This window comes from Streptomyces sp. NPDC001093 (assembly GCF_040298985.1).
Taxonomy (GTDB): Bacteria; Actinomycetota; Actinomycetes; order Streptomycetales; family Streptomycetaceae; genus Streptomyces.
In genome coordinates this window covers 1-20,382 of the sequence record NZ_JBEPBF010000160.1, presented here as the reverse complement: position 1 = coordinate 20,382, position 20,382 = coordinate 1, and the positions used below count along the sequence as shown (strand labels likewise).

The window sequence follows — 20,382 nt, the reverse complement described above, 5'->3', positions numbered from 1 at the left end:
GGTGACCTCAGCCACTGTCGCCCTGTCCGCGCGGCCGGGCACCACGCCCGCCGCGCAGACCCTGCCGACGGTGCCCCGCTGTCACGGCCGGTCCTGCCAGGGCGAGTTGCCCGACGCCACGGTGTGCGCCCGGGACGCGCGGACCACGAGCACCGTCACCGACCCCGGCTACACCGTCCGGCTGCGCTGGTCCCCGGCGTGCGGGACCGCCTGGTCGGAGGTGTGGCTGCGGTCGCCCAGGGCCCGTGAGGTGTCGGTGCGCGCGGGCCAGGACCTGATGTCGGCCGGATATCCGGCGGACGACCCCACCGGCGACAGCAGCCCGATGCTCTCGGTGTCCTCGCCGCGCGGCGTGGAGGCGTGTGCCGAGGTGGCCCGGGAACTGGCCTGCACGGGACTGGACGTGGAGCCGGAAGCACAGGACTGACCCCGTGCGACGCCTACGGCGCCGTGCGCGGGGGCGGGTCGGCCGGCGGTGACGAGCTTCCGCCCGGTGCCGCTGCGCTCGGGGAGCCGGGACGAGCGCGGGGCGCGATGCCGCTGAACACCATGGACGACACACCGGCGAGGGCGAAGGCGGTGTAGCCCAATGGACACGGTCGTGTAGCTCATCGTCCGGGCGCGGTCGGGGAACACGCCGGTGCGGAAGACGACCAGGAAAGTCGGTCCCAGCGGCATGGGGACGCGAGAAGGCGGACCACCAGCCGTGCGGCTCCACCAGCCGCGTGGCCACGTGGGCGGAGAGGACGCCGCCCGCGTGGTGGGCCGTCGTCAGGACGCCGATGGTCAGCGCACCTCTGGGGTGCTCGGTCCCGGAGCGCCTCGATCACGCGGGCGAGGTGGGCGCGGACGGCCGCTTCGGCCGCCTGTTCTGTCCGCGCTTTCTCGCGCCGGCCGTTCAGCCCGTCCGGTACAGCTCACTGAGCAGTTCGAGGACCGCCTGGAGGGCCGGGTGCGGATCGTCGCGCCACCAGGCGAGCCGTACGGCGACGGGTTCGGCGTCACACACCGGCCGGTAGACGACGCCGGGCCGTGGGTACTGGTTCGCGGTCGACTCCGCGGTGACACCGATGCCGCGTCCGGCGGCGATGACGGTGAGCCAGTCGTCGACGTCGTGCGTCTCCTCCACGGCGGGGCGGGCGTCGGGCGGCCACAGCTCGGGCGTGGTGGTGCCGGTGCGCCGGTCCACCCAGAGGATCCGGCCGGTGAGTTCGCCGAGCCGTACGGATCGGCGGCGGGCCAGCGGATCGTCGGCGGCCATCGCACACAGGCGCCGCTCCAACCCCACGATGGCGGTGTCGAACCGGCGGTCCTCCAGCGGCCGGCGGATCACCGCGAGGTCGCAGGCGCCTTCGGCGAGACCGGCGGACGCCGTGTTGATGCGGACGAGATGCAGATCGGTCCCGGGGTGGGCGGCGCTCCAGCGGCGCTGGAAGGCGACGGTGTGGCGGCCGACGGCCGACCACGCGTAGCCGATCCGCAGCCGGGTGTGCCCCGACGTGGCCTCCTGGACCAGGACGGCGACGTCCGCCAGCACCCGCCGGGCCTGCGCCACCACCCGCAGCCCGGTCGCCGTCGGGGCCACCGCACGCGAGGTCCGCCTCAACAGTCGTACGCCCAGGGTCCGTTCGAGCCCCGCCAGGGTGCGCGAGACGGCTGCCTGGGACACCCCGAGGGCGATCGCCGCGTCGGTGAAGGTGCCCTCGTCGACGATGGCGACGAGACAGCGCAGTTGCCGGAGCTCGAGCTCATTCATACGTCAAGCGTATAGATCATATGGTGCATGCATTTTGCGCAAGCGACGGCCGGGCGGACGCTCCTCGCATGCGACAAGCTCCCGGACGGCCCGCGGCGACGGCGTCCCCCGCGATCCAGGACCCCGCGCCGGGGCGGCTGGGCGGCGTAGCCGCCATGTTCGGCAGCGGCCTGTCCAACCAGACCGGTGCGGCCATCGGCGCGCTGGCCTTCCCGGTCCTCGGTCCGCTCGGTGTCGTGGCGGTACGCCAGTACGTCGCCGCGCTCGTCCTGGTGGCCGTCGGCCGGCCGCGCCCGCGTGACTTCACCCGGCGCCAGTGGTGGCCGGTGCTGCTGCTCGCCGGGGTCTTCGGCACCATGAACCTGACCCTGTACAGCGCCATCGACCGGATCGGCCTCGGGCTGGCTGTGACCCTGGAGTTCCTGGGCCCGCTCGGCATCGCGCTGGCCGCCGCGCGCCGCCGGCTGGACGCGGGGTGCGCGGCGCTGGCCGGGGCCGGGGTCGTGGTGCTGATGCGCCCCCAGCCGTCCGCCGACTACCTGGGCATGGGTCTGGGCCTGGTGGCGGCCTGCTGCTGGGCCTCGTACATCCTGCTCAACCGGGTCGTCGGGCGGCGCATCCCGGGCGCCCAGGGGTCGGCCGCGGCCGCGTGCGTGTCGGCGCTGACCTTCCTGCCGATCGGCATCGTCCTCGCCGTACGGCATCCGCCGACGGCCGGGGCGCTGCTGTGCGCGGTGGCGGCGGGTGTGCTGTCGTCTGCCGTGCCCTACCTGACCGATCTGCTCACCCTGCGCAGGGTGCCGGCCCAGACCTTCGGTCTGTTCATGAGCGTCAACCCGGTGCTGGCGGCCGTGGTCGGCTGGGTGGTCCTCGGCCAGCACCTGGGCGGCGCGGAGTGCACGGGCATCGGCGCGGTGGTGGCGGCCAACGCGGTGAGCATCGCGAGCACGCGCCGCTGAGCACGACCGGCAGCCACGCTCCGGCGGTCCGCTGACCCTGTGGCGGGATCGTGGGCGTCCGCCTCGCCGCCCCCGGGGTGCGCCCAGCCTTGCCCCGGCCGGGCGCCCGGCGCACTCTTGTTCCATGGGTGCGCAGGACGGCCCCACGCTGATCACGTCTGTGCAGCGGGCCTTCCGTCTGCTGGAGGCGGTGAGCGCGCACGAGAACGGCGCGCCGGCGAAACAGCTGGCACGCGAGACGGAGCTGCCGCTCGCCACCGCGTATCACCTGCTGCGCACCCTCGTGCACGACGGATACGTGCGAAAGCTGGACGACGGCGGCTTCATCCTGGGCGACAAGCTGAACTCCCTGCACACGGCGGGCCGCACGCAGACGCTGCTCAGCCGTGTGCGCCCGGCGCTGGCCGCCCTCCGCGACGAGCTGGCCACCGCCGCCTACCTCACCTTCTACGAGGAGGGCGAGATCAGGGTGGCCGAGATCGTGGACAGCCCCCGCACGCCCCGGGTGGATCTCTGGGTGGGCTTCGAGGACGCCGGACATGCCACCGCACTGGGCAAGTCCGTGCTGCGGGAGCTGGACGAGGACGCCCGCCGGGACTATCTGTCCAGGCACCACCTCGCCGACCTCACACCACGGACGATCACCAGTCTTCCGCAGCTGCTCCGCAGGATCGCGGCGCCCCCCTTGGCACCGGCCGTCACGGACCTGGAGGAATACGCGCTCGGCACCGTGTGCGTCGCCGTGCCGGTCTACCGCGGGAGCACGCCCGGTTCGCTCGGCGTCTCCCTGCCGGTGGAGCGGCAGGCCCAGCTCCAGGAGATCCGGGCACGCCTGCTTCCGGTCGCGAACCGGGTGACCAGGAGTCTCTCGCTCACTATCTGAAAACCCACTCCTTGTGGCTCCCTCGCCCAGCCCGTTCGATTGATGAAACGGACATTCCGGGTGTAACCCACGTACAGGCGAGGACTGCGGACGAGATGCTCCAGGCCCGACAGCATGGCGGCGGCCATGCACCTACGCGGCTGTTCAGGAACTGTGCGGCCGAAACGCGGGATCCGGATCACCGCTGTGCCGCCGGGCAACTGGCCGCCGGGCTTCCGGTGCTGGTCGTGGCCCTCGTCGCGCTCGTCGACGTCGCCGTGGGCGGGGGGCTGATCTGGCTGCCGCTGCTGGCGGTCGGCCCGGCTCTGGCTGCCTCCACCAACGTGCCGCGTGGCGTGCTGTGCGTCGGTCTGCTCACCGTGGCGACGGGCGCGGCGCTGGGCAGCGAGCACGGGGTGCCGGCCGGCGAACTGGCGGCCGTGCTCGCCGCCCTGCTGGCCGTCACCGCGGCGAGCGGCCTGGCCAGCGCACTGCGGGGCCGTCGTGAACGGGTCCTCGCCGCCGTCCGCTCGGTCGCGGAGACCGCCCAGCACGCTTTGCTCCAGCCGGTCCCGGGCACCGTGGGCCCGTTCCAGGTGGCCGTCCGCTACAGCGCCGCGGCGGCGGAGGCACGGATCGGCGGGGACCTCTACGCCCTGGTGCCCACGCCGTACGGCGTCAGGCTGATCGTCGGCGACGTGCGCGGCAAGGGGCTGCCCGCCGTACGGACCGCCGCCCTGGTGCTGGGGGTGTTCCGCGAGGCCGCCTACGACGAGCCCGACCTGCTCGACGTCGTCGCGAGGATCGAGCGGAGCCTGGCGCGCGACCTGGGTCCCGACGACTTCGTCACCGCCGTGGTCGCCGGACACCCCGAGTCGGGACACCTGGAGATCGTCAACTGCGGACATGCGGCGCCGCTGGTGATATCCGGTTCCGGAGAGGTCGCGGCGGTGGAGCCCACCCATCCCGCTCCGCCCCTCGGGCTGCGCGCCCTCTCGGGCCAGACCCCCCGCCTGCAGCGGCTGCCGTTCACGGTCGGAGACCAGCTGCTGCTGTACACCGACGGGGTCACGGAGGCCCGCGATCACGCACGCGACTTCTATCCGCTGGCCGAAGGGGTGGCCCGCCATGTCTGCGACGAGCCGGCGCGCACCCTCACCGCGCTCCACGACGAACTGCTGGCGCATGTGGGCGGCCGGCTGCACGACGACGCCGCCCTGCTCCTGCTGCGCAAGAGGACCGTGGACGAGCCGGAGAGCGTGCCGTCATGGTGCGAGGCCGCACTCTAGGGCACGTCGAGTTCGGCCCAGCGGACGACTCCGTCGAGGTGGGTGCGTATGCCATGGCGAGTCGTCAGTGCGTGGACGATCGTCTCGCCCCTGCCGTGCTCGTCGGGATCGATTCCGAGGGACGGGCCCACCGGCAGGGCGGGGCCGGCGTCGGCGACCTCGACGCGCAGGGTGCGACCACCGTCGCCCTGCACCCACGACAGCCGGAGCACGGCCGGCGGCCGGGCGTGCACGATCGCGTTCGTGACGAGCTCCGACACCACGAGCAGCGCGTCCTCGACGAGGTGCGGACACACACTCCAGTCCGCGAGGACCGCCGCCGCACGACGGCGTACGGCGGAGACGGCGCCGGCGACGGGCGGCACCGGACACACGTGTTCGTATGCCGCCTGAACCAGCGTCTTGAGCTGTGCCGCCATGTTCTCTCCCGGTGGTGCGTACGGCCGGTCCAGCGCCGTCATGCCGGCGTGTTCCGGACTCGCATGCACGTTATGGACACAAATCGGACCGGTCAATGAACGGCGGTCGGCATTACCGAACGCCCTCCCGCGGGCACGGCGTCCGTGCGGGTAATAGGCTCGCCTCATGGCCGGCCCAGTCCAGTCGATCGAACGGGCGGCAGCGATTCTGCGTCTGCTCGCAGGCGGGCCCCGCCGACTCGGTCTCGGCGAGGTGGCGGCCTCGCTCGGGCTGGCGAAGGGCACCGCCCACGGCATTCTGCGCACGCTCCAGCACGTGGACTTCGTGGAGCAGGACGCGGCGACCGGCAAGTACCAGCTCGGAGCCGCCCTGCTGCACCTCGGTACCAGCTACCTCGACGTCAACGAGCTGCGCTCGCGCTCGCTCAACTGGGCCGACGCCCTGGCCGCCCGCAGCGGGGAGGCGGTACGCCTGGGCACCCCCCTGGAGGGCAGCGTCCTCGTCGTCCACCACGTGTTCCGGCCGGACGACACCTTCCAGACCCTGGACGTGGGCTCCCTGCTGCCCCTGCACGCCTCCTCGCTCGGCAAGGTACTGCTGGCGTACGGGACCGCGGGCGTCGAGCCGGTCGGGGACCAGGAGCTGGAGGCGTACACCCGGCACACCCTGACCAATCCCGAGCGGCTCGCCCGGGCGCTCGCGGAGGTCAGGGAACTCGGATGGGCCGCCGAGATCCAGGAAATGAGCATGGGCGAGGCCGGAATCGCCGCGCCGATCCGCGGGCACGGCGGCCTCGTCGTCGGTGCCATCGGGCTGTCCGGGCCGGTCGAGCGGATCTGCGACAGCCAGGGGCACCCCCGCCCGAACCTGATCACGCTGCTCCGTGAAGCCGCACGGGCGATCTCCAGGGACCTGGGAGCCGCCCGCTGGTAGGCCAGGACAGCCGCCCCTCGATCCGTCGGAAGGCAGACCCGATCATGGCTGACCGGTACGTAATGTCCATCGATCAGGGCACCAACTCCACCCGATGCATCCTGTTCGACCACCGTGGGCGGCTGGTCTCGGTCGCGCAGAAGGAACACCGGCAGCACTTCCCCAGGCCCGGCTGGGTGGAGCACGACGCCGTGGAGATCTGGCACAACCTGCGGCAGATCGTGCCCGAGGCGCTCTCCGAGGCCGGTGTCGACAGGGGGCAGGTCACCGCCATCGGCCTGGCCAACCAGCGCGAGACGACGGTGCTGTGGGACCGGCGGACCGGCGCCCCGCTGGGCCGGGCGATCGTCTGGCAGGACACCCGCACGGAACCCCTCGTCGACGAGCTCGGACACCGCCCCGGTGAGGCGTTCTTCCTGGAGCGGTGCGCCCTGCCGCCCTCGACCTACTTCTCCGCGCTGCGGATCCGGTGGCTGTTCGACCACGTCAAGGGGGTCGAACAGCGCGCCATGGACGGCGAGGTGCTGTTCGGCACGATGGAGAGCTGGCTGATCTGGAATCTCACCGGGGGCGCCGACAGCGGCCTGCACATCACCGACGCCACCAACGCCAGCCGCACCATGCTGATGAACATCCGCACGCTCTCCTGGGACGACGAGCTGCTGGCCTTCTTCGGGGTGCCCCGCGCGATGCTGCCCGGGATCCGGTCCTCGGCCGAGACGTACGGCGAAGCCCGCTCGCTGCTGCCCGGGGTCGCGATCACCGCCGCCCTCGGCGACCAGCAGGCCGCCCTCTTCGGCCAGACCTGCTTCTCCCCGGGCGAGGCCAAGTGCACCTACGGTACGGGCAGTTTCCTGCTGCTCAACACCGGCAGCCAGCTGGTGCGGTCCCGGCACGGGCTCCTCACGACCGTCGCGTACCGGATCGGGGACCAGCAGCCGGCCTACGCCCTGGAAGGGTCGATCGCCGTCACCGGCGCACTCGTCCAGTGGTTCCGGGACCGCCTGGGACTGATCAACAGCGCCCCGGAGATCGAGACCCTCGCGCGGACGGTCGAGGACAACGGAGGCTGCTACATCGTCCCCGCATTCTCGGGTCTGTTCGCGCCCCGCTGGCGCAGCGACGCACGCGGGGTCATCGTCGGCCTCACCTCGTACATCACCAAGGGGCACCTGGCGCGGGCCGTCCTGGAAGCCACCGGTTGGCAGACACGGGAGGTCGTCGACGCCATGAACGCCGACTCCTCGGTCCCCCTTCGGCAGCTCAAGGTGGACGGGGGCATGACCGCGGACAACCTGCTCATGCAGTTCGTGGCCGATGTGCTCGACGTACCCGTGGTACGGCCCATGGTCGCCGAGACGGTCTCGCTGGGCGCCGCCTACGCGGCCGGGCTGGCCGCCGGCTACTGGTCCGATCTGGAAGTGCTGCGCCGCAACTGGCACCGGGCCGCCCAGTGGCTGCCCGCCATGGACGCCGAACTGCGGGAGTCGGAGTACGACAACTGGCAGCGGGCCGTCGAACGGTCCCTGGGCTGGGTTCGACGGCCGTAGGTGCGGTGCCCTGATGAACTTGCTCGACTCAAGTAAGCCCCATGTACTTGCCTGACTCAAGCAAGACATCCACCGGAGCCGGGCCGCCCTGAGCGGAGGCCGCCCCTGTGCGCCGCGGCCCGTGGGGACGGGGCGGGGCGCCGCGCCGGACGGTCACCGCCCAGGGGCACATCTCCGCCACCAGGCGGCGTTCTGCTGCGGCCGTCCGCCGTGCCGCTGCCGGGCCTGCGTCCGTCACTGGCAGCTCGCAGCCCGCGGATCGAGCGCGGACATCGCCGGTGGCCGGGCGTGCCCGACCGTGTCCGCGGCACCCGCCACCCCGCGCGAGCCGGGCGGTATCCCCCGCACCCGCACCCCGCGCGAGCCCGTTCAGGGGAACCGGCGGTCCAAGGCGCGTGAGGGGGCCTGGAGCGGTCGAGATCTTCAGCCGTGACCGCCGTACCCCTGCCGCTCATCGCGCCGATGCTCGCCACGCCCGGCCCCCTCCCGCCCGCCGCCCAGGACCCGCGGTGGGCTTACGAGACCAAGCAGGACGGCCAGCGGGTCATGGTCTATCTGCCCGGTGACGGCAGCCTGCTGCTGCGTGCCCGCTCGGGCGAGGACATCACCGCGGCCTATCCGGAACTGCGGCCGCTCGGCGGCGCGCTGGGCACCACGCCCGCCGTACTCGACGGCGAGGTGCTGGCCCTCGACGAACAGGGCCGCGCCGACTTCCAGTTGCTGCAGAGCCGGATGGGACTGGCGCACGCCCCCGCGCGGGCCGCACGCCGGGCCGCCCAGGTGCCGGTGCACCTGGTGCTGTTCGACGTGCCGTACTGCGAGGAGTCCCTGCTGCGGCAGCCGTACGTACGGCGGCGGGCCCGGCTGACGGAGCTGGGCCTCGCCGGGCCGTACTGGTCGACTCCGGGTGCGGTGACCGGACATGGCGCCGAGGCGCTCGCGGCGACCAGGGAGCACGGCCTGGAGGGTCTGGTGTGCAAGCGGCTGGACTCGGTGTACGAGCCCGGGGTGCGCTCGCGCGCGTGGATCAAGATCCGGAACATGCGTGCCGAGGACGTCATCGTCGGAGGCTGGCTGCCGGGCAAGGGGCGGCTGAGCGGGCTGCCCGGCGCGGTGCTGGCCGGTCAGCGCGACGCGGGCGGCCGGCTGCGGTACGTCGGCGGGGTGGGCACCGGCTGGAGCGAGGCCGAGCGGACGGAGCTGGCCGCGCTGCTGCGGGCGGCGGCGAGCGAGCGGTGCCCCTTCGATCCGGTGCCGCGCGTCCCGGGCGCCCGCTGGGTGCTGCCCCGGCTGGTCGGCGAGGTCGGCTACAGCACCCGTACCCGGGCCGGCCTCCTGCGCCAGCCGTCCTGGCTGCGGCTCCGCCCGGACCTCACCCCGGAGGAATCCGCGGCGGACCTGCCGGAGGGCTTCGACTGAGGAGACACGCCGGTGCGCCGCCAAGCCGTGCGGTGCCCGCCCCCGCCATGGACGCCCGCCGCATCCGGCCCCCATCATGGCCCGATGGATCTTCACGTGGAGCTGCCCCCCGCGATCGACGCCTCCGGACTCCTCGCCCTCGCCGAGGGCCATCACGGCCGTAGCGCCCGGGCGCTGGGTGTCCGGGAAGCCGCCGGTCATCTGGTCAAGGTGTACGCGCTGCAGGCACCGGGGCGTACGGTCGGTCCGCAGGACGTGGACACGGCGCTGGACCTGGCGGCGGGCCATCTGACGCTGGGGCAGGCGCGCGGCTCGCTGGGCCTGGCGGTCCTGCTCGTGCACGCGGGGGGCGACGGCGACTACGTCCTCGTGCACAACTGGATCGAGGGACACATGTCCGACCTGGCCGTGTTCACCGGCCCGGCCGGGCGGCCGGCCGAGCTGCGGCCGGGCCGGGCGGGGCTCGCGCCCTGCGTCTGGGAGGCCGCGCTGCTGGCGCACGAGCGGGAGGCCTTCTCCCGGCACGTCCTGGACGGCAGGGGTCCGCTCGCCGAGCGCCTGACCGCCTGGAGCGCCGACACCCTGGAGGGCGAGGTCCGGTGACCGGGACTGCCCTGGTACGGCATGTCGGCCGGGCCGATCTGCCGCGCGTGGCCGAACTGGCCGCCCAGCACGCCGCGTACGAACGCGCCGCCCCGCCCGTGCCGGACCTCGCCGGCCGGCTGGCCGGCCTGCTGTTCGACACCCCCGCCCCGCGGCTGCGCTGCCTGGTCGCCGAGATCCCGGACGGGGAGATCGTCGGCTACGCCACCTGCGCGCCCGAACTGTCCACCTGGGACGGGCGGGAGTACCTGCACATGGACTGCCTGTTCCTGGCCCCCGGCCACCGCGGCCTCGGCCTCGGCCCGCTGCTCGTGGACGCGGTGGTCGCCGAGGCACGGCGGCTCGGCGTCCCGGAGGTGCAGTGGCAGACACCCGCCTGGAACGAAGGGGCGGTCCGGTTCTACGACCGGCTCGGCGCCCGCGCGAAGCAGAAGCTGCGCTACAGCCTCCCGGTCGGCGGAGCGGTCGCCTGAGCCGGGAACCGGTCGCCGCCCGGGAGTTGTACCTGCGGCTGCTCGAGCACACGGGCACGGACGCGTACGACGCCGTCGCCGGCCCATGGGCCGCATACGCCGGAGCGGCCTACCGGGAGCGCCTCGCCACGGTGGCCGGCTTGCTGGGCGGACCCCTGCCGGAGCAGCTTGATCCACAGCGGGCGCGGCTGCACGAGGACCTGTGGGAGCTGTACGCGCTGAGCCGGGTCGCCGACGCGCTGCTGCTCTGCTTCCAGCCGCCCGGGCACGACCACTGGGCGGGACCCGGGATCAGCGGGGAGCAGTATCCGGCGTTCTTCACGGGGCTCGGGATGGCGCCGTTCGAGGAGACCGCGGTGTTCGACCCGTTCCTGCACGAGATCGTGGAGGTCGAGCAGGCGGCCGACCCCGCCGAGCCGATCAGGATCACCGGGGTCGTCTGGCCGGGCCTGTGGCTGGGTGGCGGTGTCCTGTTCGGCCGGGCGGGCGTGCGCGTGCGGGCCGGGTCGCGGCACGCGGAGCGCGGCGTGGCCGACCGCTCCCCGCTGTACTGGACCTTCCGGCGCCGGCACCGGCCCACGGTCGATCCGTCCATGGGCTGGGGATCCAACTCCCAGTGGCGCACCGGCTTCCGCGTCGACGTCAGGACCAACACCGGCGACCGTCTCAACATCCTGGGCGACACGCACGTGGACGCCGTCGACGCGGACGGCGCGGAGGCGCTGTTGACCCCGGCCGAGCGGCGTGACCTGCTGCGGCACCGGTGCCTGCTGCGCACCCCGGAGCGGGCCGACGCGCTCGCCGCCCGTCCCGGCTGGGCTTCGGACCTGTACCCGTACGACTGGCGGTGACCGGAGCGGGACCCCGGCGCAGCGCCAGTGGGCCCCGACCGGGCGTCGGGCCCGAGGGTCTATCGTGTCCCCATGTCCGTCCCGGAATTGATCCGTGTCGTCTCCCGCGACTCCCCCATGGCCCTGGCCCAAGTCGAGCGCGTGCGCGCCGAGTTGGCCGTCCTTCACCCCGGTGTGCGCACCGAGGTGGTGCCGGTGAAGACCACCGGCGACAAGTGGCTCGGCGATCTGTCCAAGGTCGAGGGCAAGGGGGCCTTCACCAAGGAGGTCGACGCGGCCCTGCTGGCCGGGGAGGCCGATCTCGCGGTGCACTGCGTCAAGGACGTGCCCGCCGACCGGCCGCTGCCCGCCGGGACGGTGTTCGCCGCCTTCCTGAAGCGGGACGACATCCGGGACGCGCTGGTGCACCCGGGCGGGCTCACCCTGGACGAACTGCCGGCCGGCACCCGGATCGGCACCTCCGCGGTGCGCCGGGTGGCCCAGCTGTCCGCCACGCATCCGCACCTGGAGTGCGTGCCGTTCCGCGGCAACGCCAATCGACGGCTGGAGAAGCTGGCCGCCGGGGACGCGGACGCGCTGCTGCTGGCCATGTCCGGTCTGGAGCGGATCGGCCGGACGGACGTGATCAGCGAGGTGCTGTCGCCGGACGAGATGATGCCGCCGATCGGTGCGGGCATCCTCGCGCTGCAGTGCCGGGAGGACGACAGCGATCTGATCGACGCCGTCAGCGGGCTCGGCGACCCGGACACGCATCGCGAGGCGACCGCCGAGCGGATGTTCCTGCACGTGCTGCAGGGCCACTGCAACAGCCCCATCGCCGGGTACGCGCGCGTGGACCGCGGCGGGGAACTGTCCCTGCGGGCCTGCGTGTTCACTCCGGACGGCAAGACCCGGCTGAACGCCCACGAGTGGGCGGGCCGGCTCGACCCGGCCACGCTCGGCACCTCGGTCGCGGTGGCGCTGTTGCGGCAGGGCGCGCGGGAGATCATCGACGGCATCCCGCACTGACCACACGGTCGGGCACGGGGTCGTGCGACGGCTCCGTCCCGGGACCTGCGGCGGCGCCCGTCCGGCCGCGTCAGGCGGTGCCGGGCTCCGTCTGGTCCTTCAGGAAGGCGCTGACCTGGTGGGCCAGGCTGTGCTGCCCGGCGGAGGCGGGGGCGGCCGCCGGGGTCGCCTCCACGACGCCGATGCCGCCGGTCCACAGCCGGCGGTCGGCCCAGTCGTCCTCCACCCGCAGCTGCACCTGCACGTCCACGTGGGACAGCGCGGCCTCGGGGGCGGCGGCGTAGAGCACGGCGGTGGCCCGGCGCAGGGGGTAGACGTCGAAGCCCTCGACGAACTGCGAGTTGCGCCAGTCGATGAACGCGCCCTCGCCGTCGGGGCCGACCCGGACGTCGATCTGGCCGTCCTCCAGGTGGATGCCGTAGGGCTGGGCGCCGCGGTTCTCGACCGTCACACGGACCGTGAAGTACGTCAGCCCGACGGCGGCGTCGTCACGTCCGCGCGGCGGCTCCGCGGCCTCCAGACGGTGGACGCGGACCCGCAGACCGGCATGCTCGTCGTACTCCTGCCAGTCCCCGACCACGTTCGGCTCGTACACAGTGCCCCTCTCGACCTCCGAGAGCTGCTGTCTATCTGTGCGCTGAGCGCACTGTCAAATGAGTGGAATGCACTGTGGCCAGCGGGTTCGCCCGCTTTGATCGCTGATCAAGCGCTGCCCAGGAAGAATCTGTACCCGGCGGCTTCGCAGGGGGTACGGGTGCGTGCCGCACATCACGTCCGCGGGCAAGATCATCGGGCCAGGCGGCCGAGCAGCGAGGAGGCCGCGGTGACGCCGAGCGCGGCGGCCACCGCCAGGACGGCGAAGTCGGCGCCGAGGTGCGCGGGGGTGCCGAGCAGCAGGCCGCGCAGGGCGTCGACTTGGTAGCTCAGCGGGTTCACCTTGCTGACGGCCTGGAGCCAGCCCGGCATCACCGAGACGGGGTACAGGGCGTTGGAGCCGAAGAACAGCGGCATGGTGATCGCCTGCCCGAAGCCCATCAGCCGGTCGCGGCTGAGCACGATGCCGGCGATGGTCATCGACAGACAGGAGAAGAACGCGGAGGCGAGTACGACGGCGAGGGCGACGCCGAGCAGCTTCAGCGGGTTCCAGGTGAGGGCCACTCCGAGCAGGGCCGCGATGACGATCACGACGACCGCCTGGATCAGCGACTTCACCCCGGCGGCGAACGCCTTGCCGGTGATCAGCGCCGAGCGCGGGGTCGGGGTGACGAGGAGCTTGTTCAGGATGCCCGCGTCGCGCTCCCAGATGATCTGGATGCCGTAGAAGATCGCGATGAACATCGCCGACTGGGCGATGATGCCGGGCGCCATGAAGTCGATGTACGGGACGCCGCCGGTGGGTATCGCCCGTATCCGGGTGAAGGTCTGGCCGAAGATCAGCAGCCACAGGGCGGGCTGGACCGCGCGGGTGTACAGCTCGGTGCGGTCGTGCCGCAGCTTCTGCAGTTCGACGGCGCACAGGGCGGCGACCCGGGCGGGCAGCAGCCGCCAGCCGGCGCGCGGCACGGGCGGGCTGAGCAGCAGGGCGGCGGCGCTGCCGGGGGCGCGGTCAGCCGACTCGGCGCGCGGTGCGGCGGGTGCTGCGGACATCGCGGAAACCTCCTGCGGAGTGGTCGTCGAGGCCGCTGCCGGCGACGTCGCGGAAGACGTCCTCCAGCGTGGGCAGGGTGCCGGTGCCCTGGCGTTCGGCGAGGCCGCGGCGGAGCTCGGCCGGGGTGCCGAGGGCGCGGATGCGGCCGCGGTGCATCAGGCCGACCCGGTCGCAGTACTGGTCGGCCTCGTCCATGTAGTGGGTGGTGACCAGGACCGTCATGCCGGTGGCCGCGCGGACGGCGTTGATGTGCTCCCAGACGCCGGTGCGGGCGATCGGGTCGAGCCCGATGGTCGGTTCGTCGAGGATCAGCAGCCGGGGCGCGCTCACCAGCGCCTGGGCGAGCTCCAGGCGGCGGACCATGCCGCCGGAGTAGGTGCCGGCGAGCCGGTCGGCGGCGTCCGCGAGGCCGACGGCGGCCAGCGCCTGAGTGACCCGTTCGGCACGCTCGCGGCGGGGGACGTCGAAGACACGGGCGAAGAGGGCGACGTTCTCCCGGCCGGTGAGCCCGCTGTCGGCGGACAGCTGCTGGGGGACATAGCCGAGCAGCCGGCGCACCGCCATCCGCTCCTTGGCCGCGTCGTGCCCGAAGACGCCGACCATGCCGGCGGGGACGGGCAGCAGGGTGGTGATGCAGCGGATCGCGGTCGTCTTCCCGGCACCGTTGGGCCCGAGCAGCCCGAACACCTCCCCCTCCCGGACAACCAGGTCGAGCCCGTCGACGGCACGCGTGTCACCGAAGGCGTAGACGAGCCGGGTGCAGCTGACTGCGTCGGCGACCGGGGCGGGGGCGGCCGCGGGGCGCGCGACTGCACCGGCTGTCGCGACTTCACCGGCTGTATCGACGGGGTCGGCGGATCCGGGGACGGCATGGGCGGTTCCGGTGGGACCGACGGCGACGGCGGAGCCGACGGTTGCGGCGGGCGCACCGGGGCTCTCACCGGACGCGCCAGGGCCACCGGCGGCCCTGGCGGATGCGTCGACGCCCTCGGCGGATTCGGGCAACGCACCCACGATTCCGGCGGCGCCGACAGCAGCGGCGGGAGCGCCGGGGGCGGCGTCAGCTGTATCGACATGCTCGGCGGATCCGGGGGCCGCACGGACGGTTCCGGCAGGGCCAACGGCTACGGCGGAGCCGACGGTTGCGGCGGGCGCACCGGGGCTCTCACCGGACGCGCCAAGGCCACCAGCGGCCCTGGCGGATGCGTCGACGCCCTCGGCGGATTCGGGCGACGCGCCCACGATTCCCGCAGAGCCGACGGCCGCACCGGGCACATCGAGAGCCTGCCCGGACGCGCCAGAAACCGCGTCGGCACCGACGGCCCCGGCGGCGGCTGCGGCTGCGGCATAGGGGCTGTCGGCGGTGTCCACGGAGGCGGCAGGGCTGTCGGCCGCGTCCGTGGAGGCGCCGGAGGTGTCGGCGGGGGTTTCCGCGGTGTTCCTCGTCATGGCTCGTGGACCTCCGTCATGGTCGTCGGCCTCCGTCATGCTTCCTCGGCCTCCTCGTGCAGGCCGGCCGCCAGCTTGCGCAGTGCCGGCAGGGCCGCGCGCAGGGCCTCCCGGTCGGTGTCGTCGAGGCGGGACACGTGCCGGCCGACCAGTTCGGCCCGGCGCCGCTTCCAGTCGCCGAGGCGCTTCGCCGCGGCCGCGGTCAGCTGCAGCCGGGCCGCGCGCCGGTCGGCGGGGTCGGTCTCACGGACCAGGTAGCCGCCCCGGAGCAGCTGGTTGACCAGCGTCGACACGGAGTTGCCGGCCAGGTGCAGTGCCCTCGCCGCGTCCGAGATGCCGATGCCGGGCCGGGATTCGACCAGTCGGAGCAGCTCCACCTCGGCGCCGCGCAGCCGGGGCTCGGTCAGCCCGTCACGCAGCCGCCGCCGGATCAGCCGCTGGATGCGCACCAGCGCGTCCGCCAGCTCCTCCGGAAGGGTCTCCGACTCCGTTGCCGTTCGCTGTGGCGTACCGGGTTCCACACCAGAAGATTACCTCTCTTACAGAGGTAATTCCCGCCAAGGGGAGGCCAAGACCGACCCGGCTCGCACCCCATTTGTACTGAATTGTTTGTGATGTCCGGGAGGGGGAAAACAATGGGCAGTGCTTCGGACCGGAGGCACTTCCGTGGGAGTCGGCACCTTGCCGGACGCCCCGTTACCCGTTTCCCGGTCCGAGCGCGCCTCCCACGGTGTCTGTACATCCAGCACCTGCTGAGAGAGGTGCGCACCATGAGTGTCACCGCCAGCACGACTTCCCACCCCCACGATGACGCCCCCGACACGGCGGACTCCTTCGAGCGGCTCGCGACGCTGCCCGACGGCCCCGACCGGCGGGCGCTGCGTGATGAACTGGTCCGGCTCTGGCTGCCCATGGCCGAGCGGATCGCCGTGCGGTTCCGCGGCCGCGGGGAGACCCTGGAGGACCTGTACCAGGTGGCCGCCCTCGGCCTGGTGAAGGCCGTCGACCACTACGACCCCGAGCGTGGCCGTGCCTTCGAGGCGTACGCCGTGCCCACCATCACCGGTGAGATCAAGCGCCACTTCCGCGACCACATGTGGACCCTGCACGTGCCGCGCCGGGTACAGGACCTGCGCAACCGGGTCCGCTCCGCCTGCAAGGAACTGGCCCAGAGCACCTCGGGGCGCCCGCCCACAGTGGCGGAGATCGCCGCCCACACGCGGCTCAGCGAGGACGAGGTCCGCACCGGCATGGAGGCGCTCGAGTGCTTCTCCGCGCTGTCCCTGGACGCCGAGGTGGCCGGCACCGACGGCTACGCCCTCGGGGACTCCCTCGGCGACCCCGACCCCGGATACGACCTGGTGATCGACCGGACCGCCGTCAGGCCGTGTCTCGAGGCGCTGCCGGAACGCGAGCGCATCATCCTCTACCTGCGGTTCTTCCGCGGGATGACGCAGAGCCGGATCGCCCAGCAGCTGGGCATCTCGCAGATGCACGTCTCCCGGCTGCTCAGCAGCTGCTTCGACCGGCTGCGCGAGGAACTGCTCGCCGAGGCCCGCTGATTCACGCCGGGCCCGCCGTACGACCGGCACACCCCCCGAAACTCACCCGTCCGAGGTTCCGGGCACCTGAGTGGGGCCGTACCTGTCCATGGCGTCCTCCAGCGCCGCGCCGACATCGGGCGGGATGTCGCCGCAGCGCCCCCAGATGAGGATCAGCTCCGCGATGTTGCGCAGCTTGATGTTGGTGTGCTGGGAGACCTCCCTCAGCACCTCCCAGCCCTCGTCCGGGGTCACCCTGCCCAGGGCCACCACCATCCCGATCGCCTGGTCGACGACCGCGTGGGAGACCACGGCCTCCTTCATCTGGTCGACCTCGGCCTGCAGCGCGGAGAGCCTGTCGGGCTCGTTCGCTCCCATGCCCCCATCGTCCTCGCCGGCCTGCACCGATGCCACCGGGGGTACTCGAGGAGGCATCGGCCCCCTTCCGGTTGGACACTGGTGCGAGAGCGGTGGCCGCCCGGCCCCCGAGAGCAGGACGCGACTGACATGAACCACAACGCCCCCGTCAGTGGTGGACCGCGGAGGCGAGACGTCGTCTCCACGCACTCCGTCTTCGGTGCCCCGTGCTGGGTGAGCCTGACCAGCCGCGACCTCAAGGCCACCCAGGACTTCTACTCGGCCGTCCTGGGCTGGCGCTGGCGCGGCGCGAAACTCGGCGAGCACTTCCGTTTCGCGCTGGCGGACGGGGTGCCGGTGGCCGGCATCGCCGCCGTCGCGGCCATGTGGCAGATGGCGGTGGCCTGGACGCCGTACTTCGCCGTGCCGGACGCCGACGTGGCGGTGGCGCGGGTCCGCGAGCGCGGCGGTACGGCGGCCGTCGGGCCGCTGTCCTTCCCGCCGGGCCGTGCCGCGCTGCTGGCCGACCGGGACGGGGCCACCTTCGGCATCTGGCAGGGGGAGCTGGTCGCCAACTGGGAGGCCTGGCGGCGGGCGGCACCGACGTTCATCCGGCTGCACACCCGCGACGCCTTCGACGCCGCGATGTTCTACGGCGAGATCCTCGACTGGGCGTCCGGGCTGCCGGGCTGCTGCGAGGTGGAGTACGAGGGCGGCGAGGTGGTACTGCGCAGCCAGGGCGACATCGTGGCGCGCATCGACTCGGGGGCGGCGGAGGCGGCACCGGATCCCTCCGTCCGGCCGCACTGGCAGATCCACTTCGCCGTCGCGGACGTCACGGACTGCGCCCGGGCGGCGGAGAAGCACGGTGGCAGCGTGCTGAGCGAGAGCGAGGACGAGGCGATCCTCCGCGACGCCGACGGGGCCCAGTTCACCGTGACGTCACGCCGATTGCGCTGAGCCGGGGCCGGTCACGCCGGGTGCGCCGGGCGGAGGGCCGTCCGCCGCAGCCGGCCCCTCAGCTCGCCACGCGTGACGGGCGCGACAGCAGGACGAGACTGCGGGCCACCACGCGCAGCCTCGTGCCGGCCTTGCGTTCGCGTTCGTCGGGGATGCCGTCCGGGTCGGCGGTGTCGATCAGGGTCGTCCAGCGCTCGCCGAAGGTGTCGTCGGGCAGACGGAAGTCGACCGGTTCCCAGTAGCCGTTGACGAGCAGGAGAAAGGAGTCGTCGACCATCCGGCGCCCCTGGGCGTCGCGCTCGGCGATGGCGTCGCCGTTGAGGAACACCCCCACCGAGTGCGCGTCCCCGCGCTGCCAGTCCCGGGCCGCCATCTCACGGGCGTCGGGCCTGAACCACATCAGGTCGGGGAGCGGTTGCCTGGCGTTGGTCACGGTCTCGCCGCGGAAGAAGCGGCGCCGCCGCAGCACGGGGTGCGCGGCGCGCAGGGCGATCAGCCGCCGGGTGAACTCCGCGAGGGACCGCTGCTCCTCGGTCACCTCCCAGTCGATCCACGAGATCTCGTTGTCCTGGCAGTAGGCGTTGTTGTTGCCGTGCTGTGTGCGGCCGAGTTCGTCGCCGTGGCAGAGCATCGGGATGCCCTGCGACAGCAGCAGCGTGGCCAGCAGGTTGCGCTGCTGCCGGGCGCGCAGTTCGAGGACGGCCGGGTCCTTGGTGGCGCCCTCCACGCCGCAGTTCCAGGACCGGTTGTGGCTCTCGCCGTCCCGGTTGTCCTCGCCGTTGGCCTCGTTGTGCTTGTCGTTGTACGACACCAGGTCGCGCAGGGTGAAACCGTCGTGCGCGGTGACGAAGTTGACGCTCGCGCGCGGCCGGCGCCTGCTGTGCTGGTACAGGTCGGAGGAGCCGGTCAGCCGGGAGGCGAACTCGCCGAGCGAACCGGGCTCGGCCCGCCAGAAGTCCCGTACGGCGTCCCGGTACCTGCCGTTCCACTCCGACCACAGCGGCGGGAAGTTGCCGACCTGGTAGCCGCCCTCCCCCACGTCCCAGGGCTCGGCGATGAGCTTGACGCGGCTGATGACCGGGTCCTGCTGGATCAGGTCGAAGAACGCCGAGAGCCGGTCCACCTCGTGGAACTGCCGGGCGAGCGTTGCCGCGAGGTCGAAGCGGAAGCCGTCGACGTGCATTTCGGTGACCCAGTACCGCAGCGAGTCCATGATCAGCTGGAGCACGTAGGGGTGCCGCATCAGCAGGCTGTTGCCGGTGCCGGTGGTGTCGTAGTAGTGCGCCCAGTCGCCGTCGACCAGGCGGTAGTAGGACGCGTTGTCGATGCCCCGGAAGGACAGTGTGGGGCCCAGCTCGTTGCCCTCGGCGGTGTGGTTGTAGACCACGTCGAGGATCACCTCGAGGCCGGCCGCGTGCAGCGCCTTCACCATGGCCTTGAACTCGTTGACCTGCTGGCCCAGGGTGCCGAAGGCGGCGTAGGCGTTGTGCGGGGCGAAGAAGCCGATGGTGTTGTAGCCCCAGTAGTTGGACAGGCCGCGGTCCTGGAGCACGCCGTCCTGCACGAACTGGTGCACCGGCATCAGTTCCACCGCGGTCACGCCGAGCGAGGTCAGGTGATCGACGACGGCGGGATGGGCGAGGCCCGCGTAGGTGCCGCGCAGCCGCTCGGGGACCTCGGGGTGGGTGCGGGTCAGGCCGCGTACATGGGCCTCGTAGATCACCGAGTCCGAGTACGGCGTCCGGGGCGGACGGTCGTCGCCCCAGTCGAAGTACGGGTCGGTGACCACGCCCAGCATGGAGTGCCCGGCGCTGTCGGCGGGGGCCGGGCCGTCCGGGGCGCGCTCGTACAGCGAGGCGTGGTTGTCGATCTGGCCGTCCACGGCGCGGGCGTACGGGTCGAGCAGCAGCTTCGCCGGATTGCACCGGTGGCCGAGCGAGGGCTGCCAGGGGCCGTGCACCCGGTAGCCGTAGCGCCGGCCCGGCCCGATGCCGGGCAGATAGGCGTGCCAGACGAATCCGTCGACCTCGTGCAGCCGCACGGGCGTCTGCTTGCCCGCGTCGTCGACGAGGATCAGCTCGACCCGCTCGGCCACCTCACTGAACAGGGCGAAGTTGGTGCCCTGTCCGTCGAACGCGGCACCCAACGGGTAGGGCTGCCCGCTCCACACGGGCAGCCCTTTCCTGGTCCTTCGGGCGGTCACCGGCTGCCCTCCAGGGCGTCGTCCAGACCGGCGGCAGGCGCGGCGATCGCGCCGCCCGGATCGGCGGCCGACACGGCCATCGCCTCCGCCGGATCAGCGGC

At 72.9% G+C, this 20,382-nt stretch carries 20 protein-coding genes and 1 pseudogene; 13 read left to right on the top strand and 8 right to left on the bottom strand.

What is annotated here, in order from left to right; translation table 11 throughout:
* Positions 1-427 (top strand): YjfA family protein (locus ABT288_RS44105; RefSeq protein WP_351620897.1); only part of this gene is annotated, 427 nt, incomplete at its 5' end.
* A gap of 471 nt (positions 428-898) precedes the next feature.
* Here ABT288_RS44105 and ABT288_RS44100 read toward each other — a convergent pair.
* Positions 899-1,756, bottom strand: a complete 858-nt coding sequence (locus tag ABT288_RS44100) for a LysR family transcriptional regulator (protein ID WP_351620894.1) — start codon at positions 1,754-1,756, stop codon at positions 899-901.
* A gap of 68 nt (positions 1,757-1,824) precedes the next feature.
* Between ABT288_RS44100 and ABT288_RS44095 the strand changes: the two genes are divergently transcribed.
* From ABT288_RS44095 to ABT288_RS44085, 3 genes are all read left to right on the top strand, one after another.
* On the top strand, positions 1,825-2,715 hold the full coding sequence (locus ABT288_RS44095; protein ID WP_351620891.1) for an EamA family transporter: 891 nt from the start codon (positions 1,825-1,827) through the stop codon (positions 2,713-2,715).
* 124 nt (positions 2,716-2,839) lie between these two features.
* Positions 2,840-3,598 (top strand): IclR family transcriptional regulator, encoded by a 759-nt coding sequence (locus ABT288_RS44090; protein WP_351620888.1) that lies wholly within the window; start codon positions 2,840-2,842, stop codon positions 3,596-3,598.
* Positions 3,599-3,693: 95 nt separating this feature from the next.
* A complete protein-coding gene (locus tag ABT288_RS44085; protein ID WP_351620885.1) occupies positions 3,694-4,866 on the top strand; it encodes a PP2C family protein-serine/threonine phosphatase in 1,173 nt (390 codons plus the stop codon).
* Here the strand turns inward: ABT288_RS44085 and ABT288_RS44080 are convergent.
* Complete coding sequence (locus ABT288_RS44080) at positions 4,863-5,285, bottom strand: ATP-binding protein (protein WP_502972984.1); 423 nt, start codon at positions 5,283-5,285, stop codon at positions 4,863-4,865. The two genes, ABT288_RS44085 and ABT288_RS44080, sit on opposite strands and share 4 nt — an antisense overlap.
* A 166-nt stretch (positions 5,286-5,451) precedes the next feature.
* On the opposite strand from ABT288_RS44080, the gene ABT288_RS44075 reads away from it, so the two are divergent.
* The 7 genes from ABT288_RS44075 to hemC all read left to right on the top strand — a co-directional run bounded on the left by ABT288_RS44075 (position 5,452) and on the right by hemC (position 12,123).
* Complete coding sequence (locus ABT288_RS44075; protein ID WP_351620879.1) at positions 5,452-6,219, top strand: IclR family transcriptional regulator; 768 nt, start codon at positions 5,452-5,454, stop codon at positions 6,217-6,219.
* Between the two features lie 44 nt (positions 6,220-6,263).
* The gene (glpK, locus tag ABT288_RS44070) at positions 6,264-7,769 is read left to right on the top strand and encodes a glycerol kinase GlpK (RefSeq protein ID WP_351620876.1); all 1,506 of its coding nucleotides are present in this window, start codon (positions 6,264-6,266) and stop codon (positions 7,767-7,769) included.
* Between the two features lie 462 nt (positions 7,770-8,231).
* Positions 8,232-9,188, top strand: coding sequence for an ATP-dependent DNA ligase (locus tag ABT288_RS44065; protein WP_351620900.1), 957 nt, complete (start codon positions 8,232-8,234; stop codon positions 9,186-9,188).
* 84 nt (positions 9,189-9,272) lie between these two features.
* On the top strand, positions 9,273-9,791 hold the full coding sequence (locus ABT288_RS44060) for a hypothetical protein (RefSeq protein ID WP_351620873.1): 519 nt from the start codon (positions 9,273-9,275) through the stop codon (positions 9,789-9,791).
* The gene (locus tag ABT288_RS44055; RefSeq protein ID WP_351620870.1) at positions 9,788-10,264 is read left to right on the top strand and encodes a GNAT family N-acetyltransferase; all 477 of its coding nucleotides are present in this window, start codon (positions 9,788-9,790) and stop codon (positions 10,262-10,264) included. The genes ABT288_RS44060 and ABT288_RS44055 overlap by 4 nt, the downstream gene beginning before the upstream one ends.
* A 26-nt stretch (positions 10,265-10,290) precedes the next feature.
* Entirely contained in the window at positions 10,291-11,115 is an 825-nt protein-coding gene (locus ABT288_RS44050) for a nucleotide exchange factor GrpE (protein WP_351620868.1), read from the top strand.
* A 72-nt stretch (positions 11,116-11,187) separates the two neighbouring features.
* Entirely contained in the window at positions 11,188-12,123 is a 936-nt protein-coding gene (gene hemC, locus ABT288_RS44045) for a hydroxymethylbilane synthase (protein WP_351620866.1), read from the top strand.
* A 70-nt stretch (positions 12,124-12,193) separates the two neighbouring features.
* Here the strand turns inward: hemC and ABT288_RS44040 are convergent, their stop codons facing one another.
* The 4 genes and pseudogenes from ABT288_RS44040 to ABT288_RS44025 all read right to left on the bottom strand — a co-directional run bounded on the left by ABT288_RS44040 (position 12,194) and on the right by ABT288_RS44025 (position 15,741).
* Positions 12,194-12,718: a hypothetical protein gene (locus ABT288_RS44040; protein ID WP_351620864.1), complete on the bottom strand. Its 525-nt coding sequence runs from the start codon at positions 12,716-12,718 to the stop codon at positions 12,194-12,196.
* Between the two features lie 191 nt (positions 12,719-12,909).
* Complete coding sequence (locus ABT288_RS44035) at positions 12,910-13,770, bottom strand: ABC transporter permease (protein WP_351620862.1); 861 nt, start codon at positions 13,768-13,770, stop codon at positions 12,910-12,912.
* Positions 13,730-14,545 (bottom strand): annotated as a pseudogene (locus ABT288_RS44030) (ATP-binding cassette domain-containing protein); the annotation flags it as partial. The gene ABT288_RS44035 and the pseudogene ABT288_RS44030, both read right to left, overlap by 41 nt.
* A gap of 710 nt (positions 14,546-15,255) precedes the next feature.
* Complete coding sequence (locus ABT288_RS44025) at positions 15,256-15,741, bottom strand: MarR family winged helix-turn-helix transcriptional regulator (protein WP_351620859.1); 486 nt, start codon at positions 15,739-15,741, stop codon at positions 15,256-15,258.
* Positions 15,742-15,990: 249 nt separating this feature from the next.
* Between ABT288_RS44025 and ABT288_RS44020 the strand changes: the two genes are divergently transcribed.
* Complete coding sequence (locus ABT288_RS44020) at positions 15,991-16,782, top strand: RNA polymerase sigma factor SigF (RefSeq protein WP_351620856.1); 792 nt, start codon at positions 15,991-15,993, stop codon at positions 16,780-16,782.
* A gap of 42 nt (positions 16,783-16,824) precedes the next feature.
* Here ABT288_RS44020 and ABT288_RS44015 read toward each other — a convergent pair whose 3' ends face one another.
* Entirely contained in the window at positions 16,825-17,139 is a 315-nt protein-coding gene (locus ABT288_RS44015; RefSeq protein ID WP_351620854.1) for an ANTAR domain-containing protein, read from the bottom strand.
* A gap of 129 nt (positions 17,140-17,268) precedes the next feature.
* On the opposite strand from ABT288_RS44015, the gene ABT288_RS44010 reads away from it, so the two are divergent.
* Positions 17,269-18,078 carry a VOC family protein gene (locus tag ABT288_RS44010; protein WP_351620853.1) on the top strand — a complete coding sequence of 270 codons (810 nt, stop codon included), beginning with the start codon at positions 17,269-17,271 and terminating at the stop codon, positions 18,076-18,078.
* A gap of 58 nt (positions 18,079-18,136) precedes the next feature.
* Here the strand turns inward: ABT288_RS44010 and glgX are convergent, their stop codons facing one another.
* A complete protein-coding gene (gene glgX, locus ABT288_RS44005; RefSeq protein WP_351620851.1) occupies positions 18,137-20,281 on the bottom strand; it encodes a glycogen debranching protein GlgX in 2,145 nt (714 codons plus the stop codon).
* Between the last annotated feature and the right edge of the window lie 101 nt (positions 20,282-20,382).

Excerpts from the sequence above, each read along its gene's own strand:
- ABT288_RS44065 (WP_351620900.1), top strand. The coding sequence starts at position 8,232 with ATGCTCGCCACGCCCGGCCCCCTCCCGCCCGCCGCCCAGGACCCGCGG.
- glpK (WP_351620876.1), top strand. The coding sequence starts at position 6,264 with ATGGCTGACCGGTACGTAATGTCCATCGATCAGGGCACCAACTCCACC.
- ABT288_RS44060 (WP_351620873.1), top strand. The coding sequence starts at position 9,273 with ATGGATCTTCACGTGGAGCTGCCCCCCGCGATCGACGCCTCCGGACTC.
- ABT288_RS44075 (WP_351620879.1), top strand. The coding sequence starts at position 5,452 with ATGGCCGGCCCAGTCCAGTCGATCGAACGGGCGGCAGCGATTCTGCGT.
- ABT288_RS44010 (WP_351620853.1), top strand. The coding sequence starts at position 17,269 with ATGAACCACAACGCCCCCGTCAGTGGTGGACCGCGGAGGCGAGACGTC.
- ABT288_RS44090 (WP_351620888.1), top strand. The coding sequence starts at position 2,840 with ATGGGTGCGCAGGACGGCCCCACGCTGATCACGTCTGTGCAGCGGGCC.
- ABT288_RS44035 (WP_351620862.1), bottom strand. The coding sequence starts at position 13,770 with ATGTCCGCAGCACCCGCCGCACCGCGCGCCGAGTCGGCTGACCGCGCC.
- hemC (WP_351620866.1), top strand. The coding sequence starts at position 11,188 with ATGTCCGTCCCGGAATTGATCCGTGTCGTCTCCCGCGACTCCCCCATG.
- ABT288_RS44095 (WP_351620891.1), top strand. The coding sequence starts at position 1,825 with ATGCGACAAGCTCCCGGACGGCCCGCGGCGACGGCGTCCCCCGCGATC.
- ABT288_RS44015 (WP_351620854.1), bottom strand. The coding sequence starts at position 17,139 with ATGGGAGCGAACGAGCCCGACAGGCTCTCCGCGCTGCAGGCCGAGGTC.
- ABT288_RS44085 (WP_351620885.1), top strand. The coding sequence starts at position 3,694 with ATGCTCCAGGCCCGACAGCATGGCGGCGGCCATGCACCTACGCGGCTG.
- ABT288_RS44100 (WP_351620894.1), bottom strand. The coding sequence starts at position 1,756 with ATGAATGAGCTCGAGCTCCGGCAACTGCGCTGTCTCGTCGCCATCGTC.
- ABT288_RS44080 (WP_502972984.1), bottom strand. The coding sequence starts at position 5,285 with ATGGCGGCACAGCTCAAGACGCTGGTTCAGGCGGCATACGAACACGTG.
- ABT288_RS44020 (WP_351620856.1), top strand. The coding sequence starts at position 15,991 with ATGAGTGTCACCGCCAGCACGACTTCCCACCCCCACGATGACGCCCCC.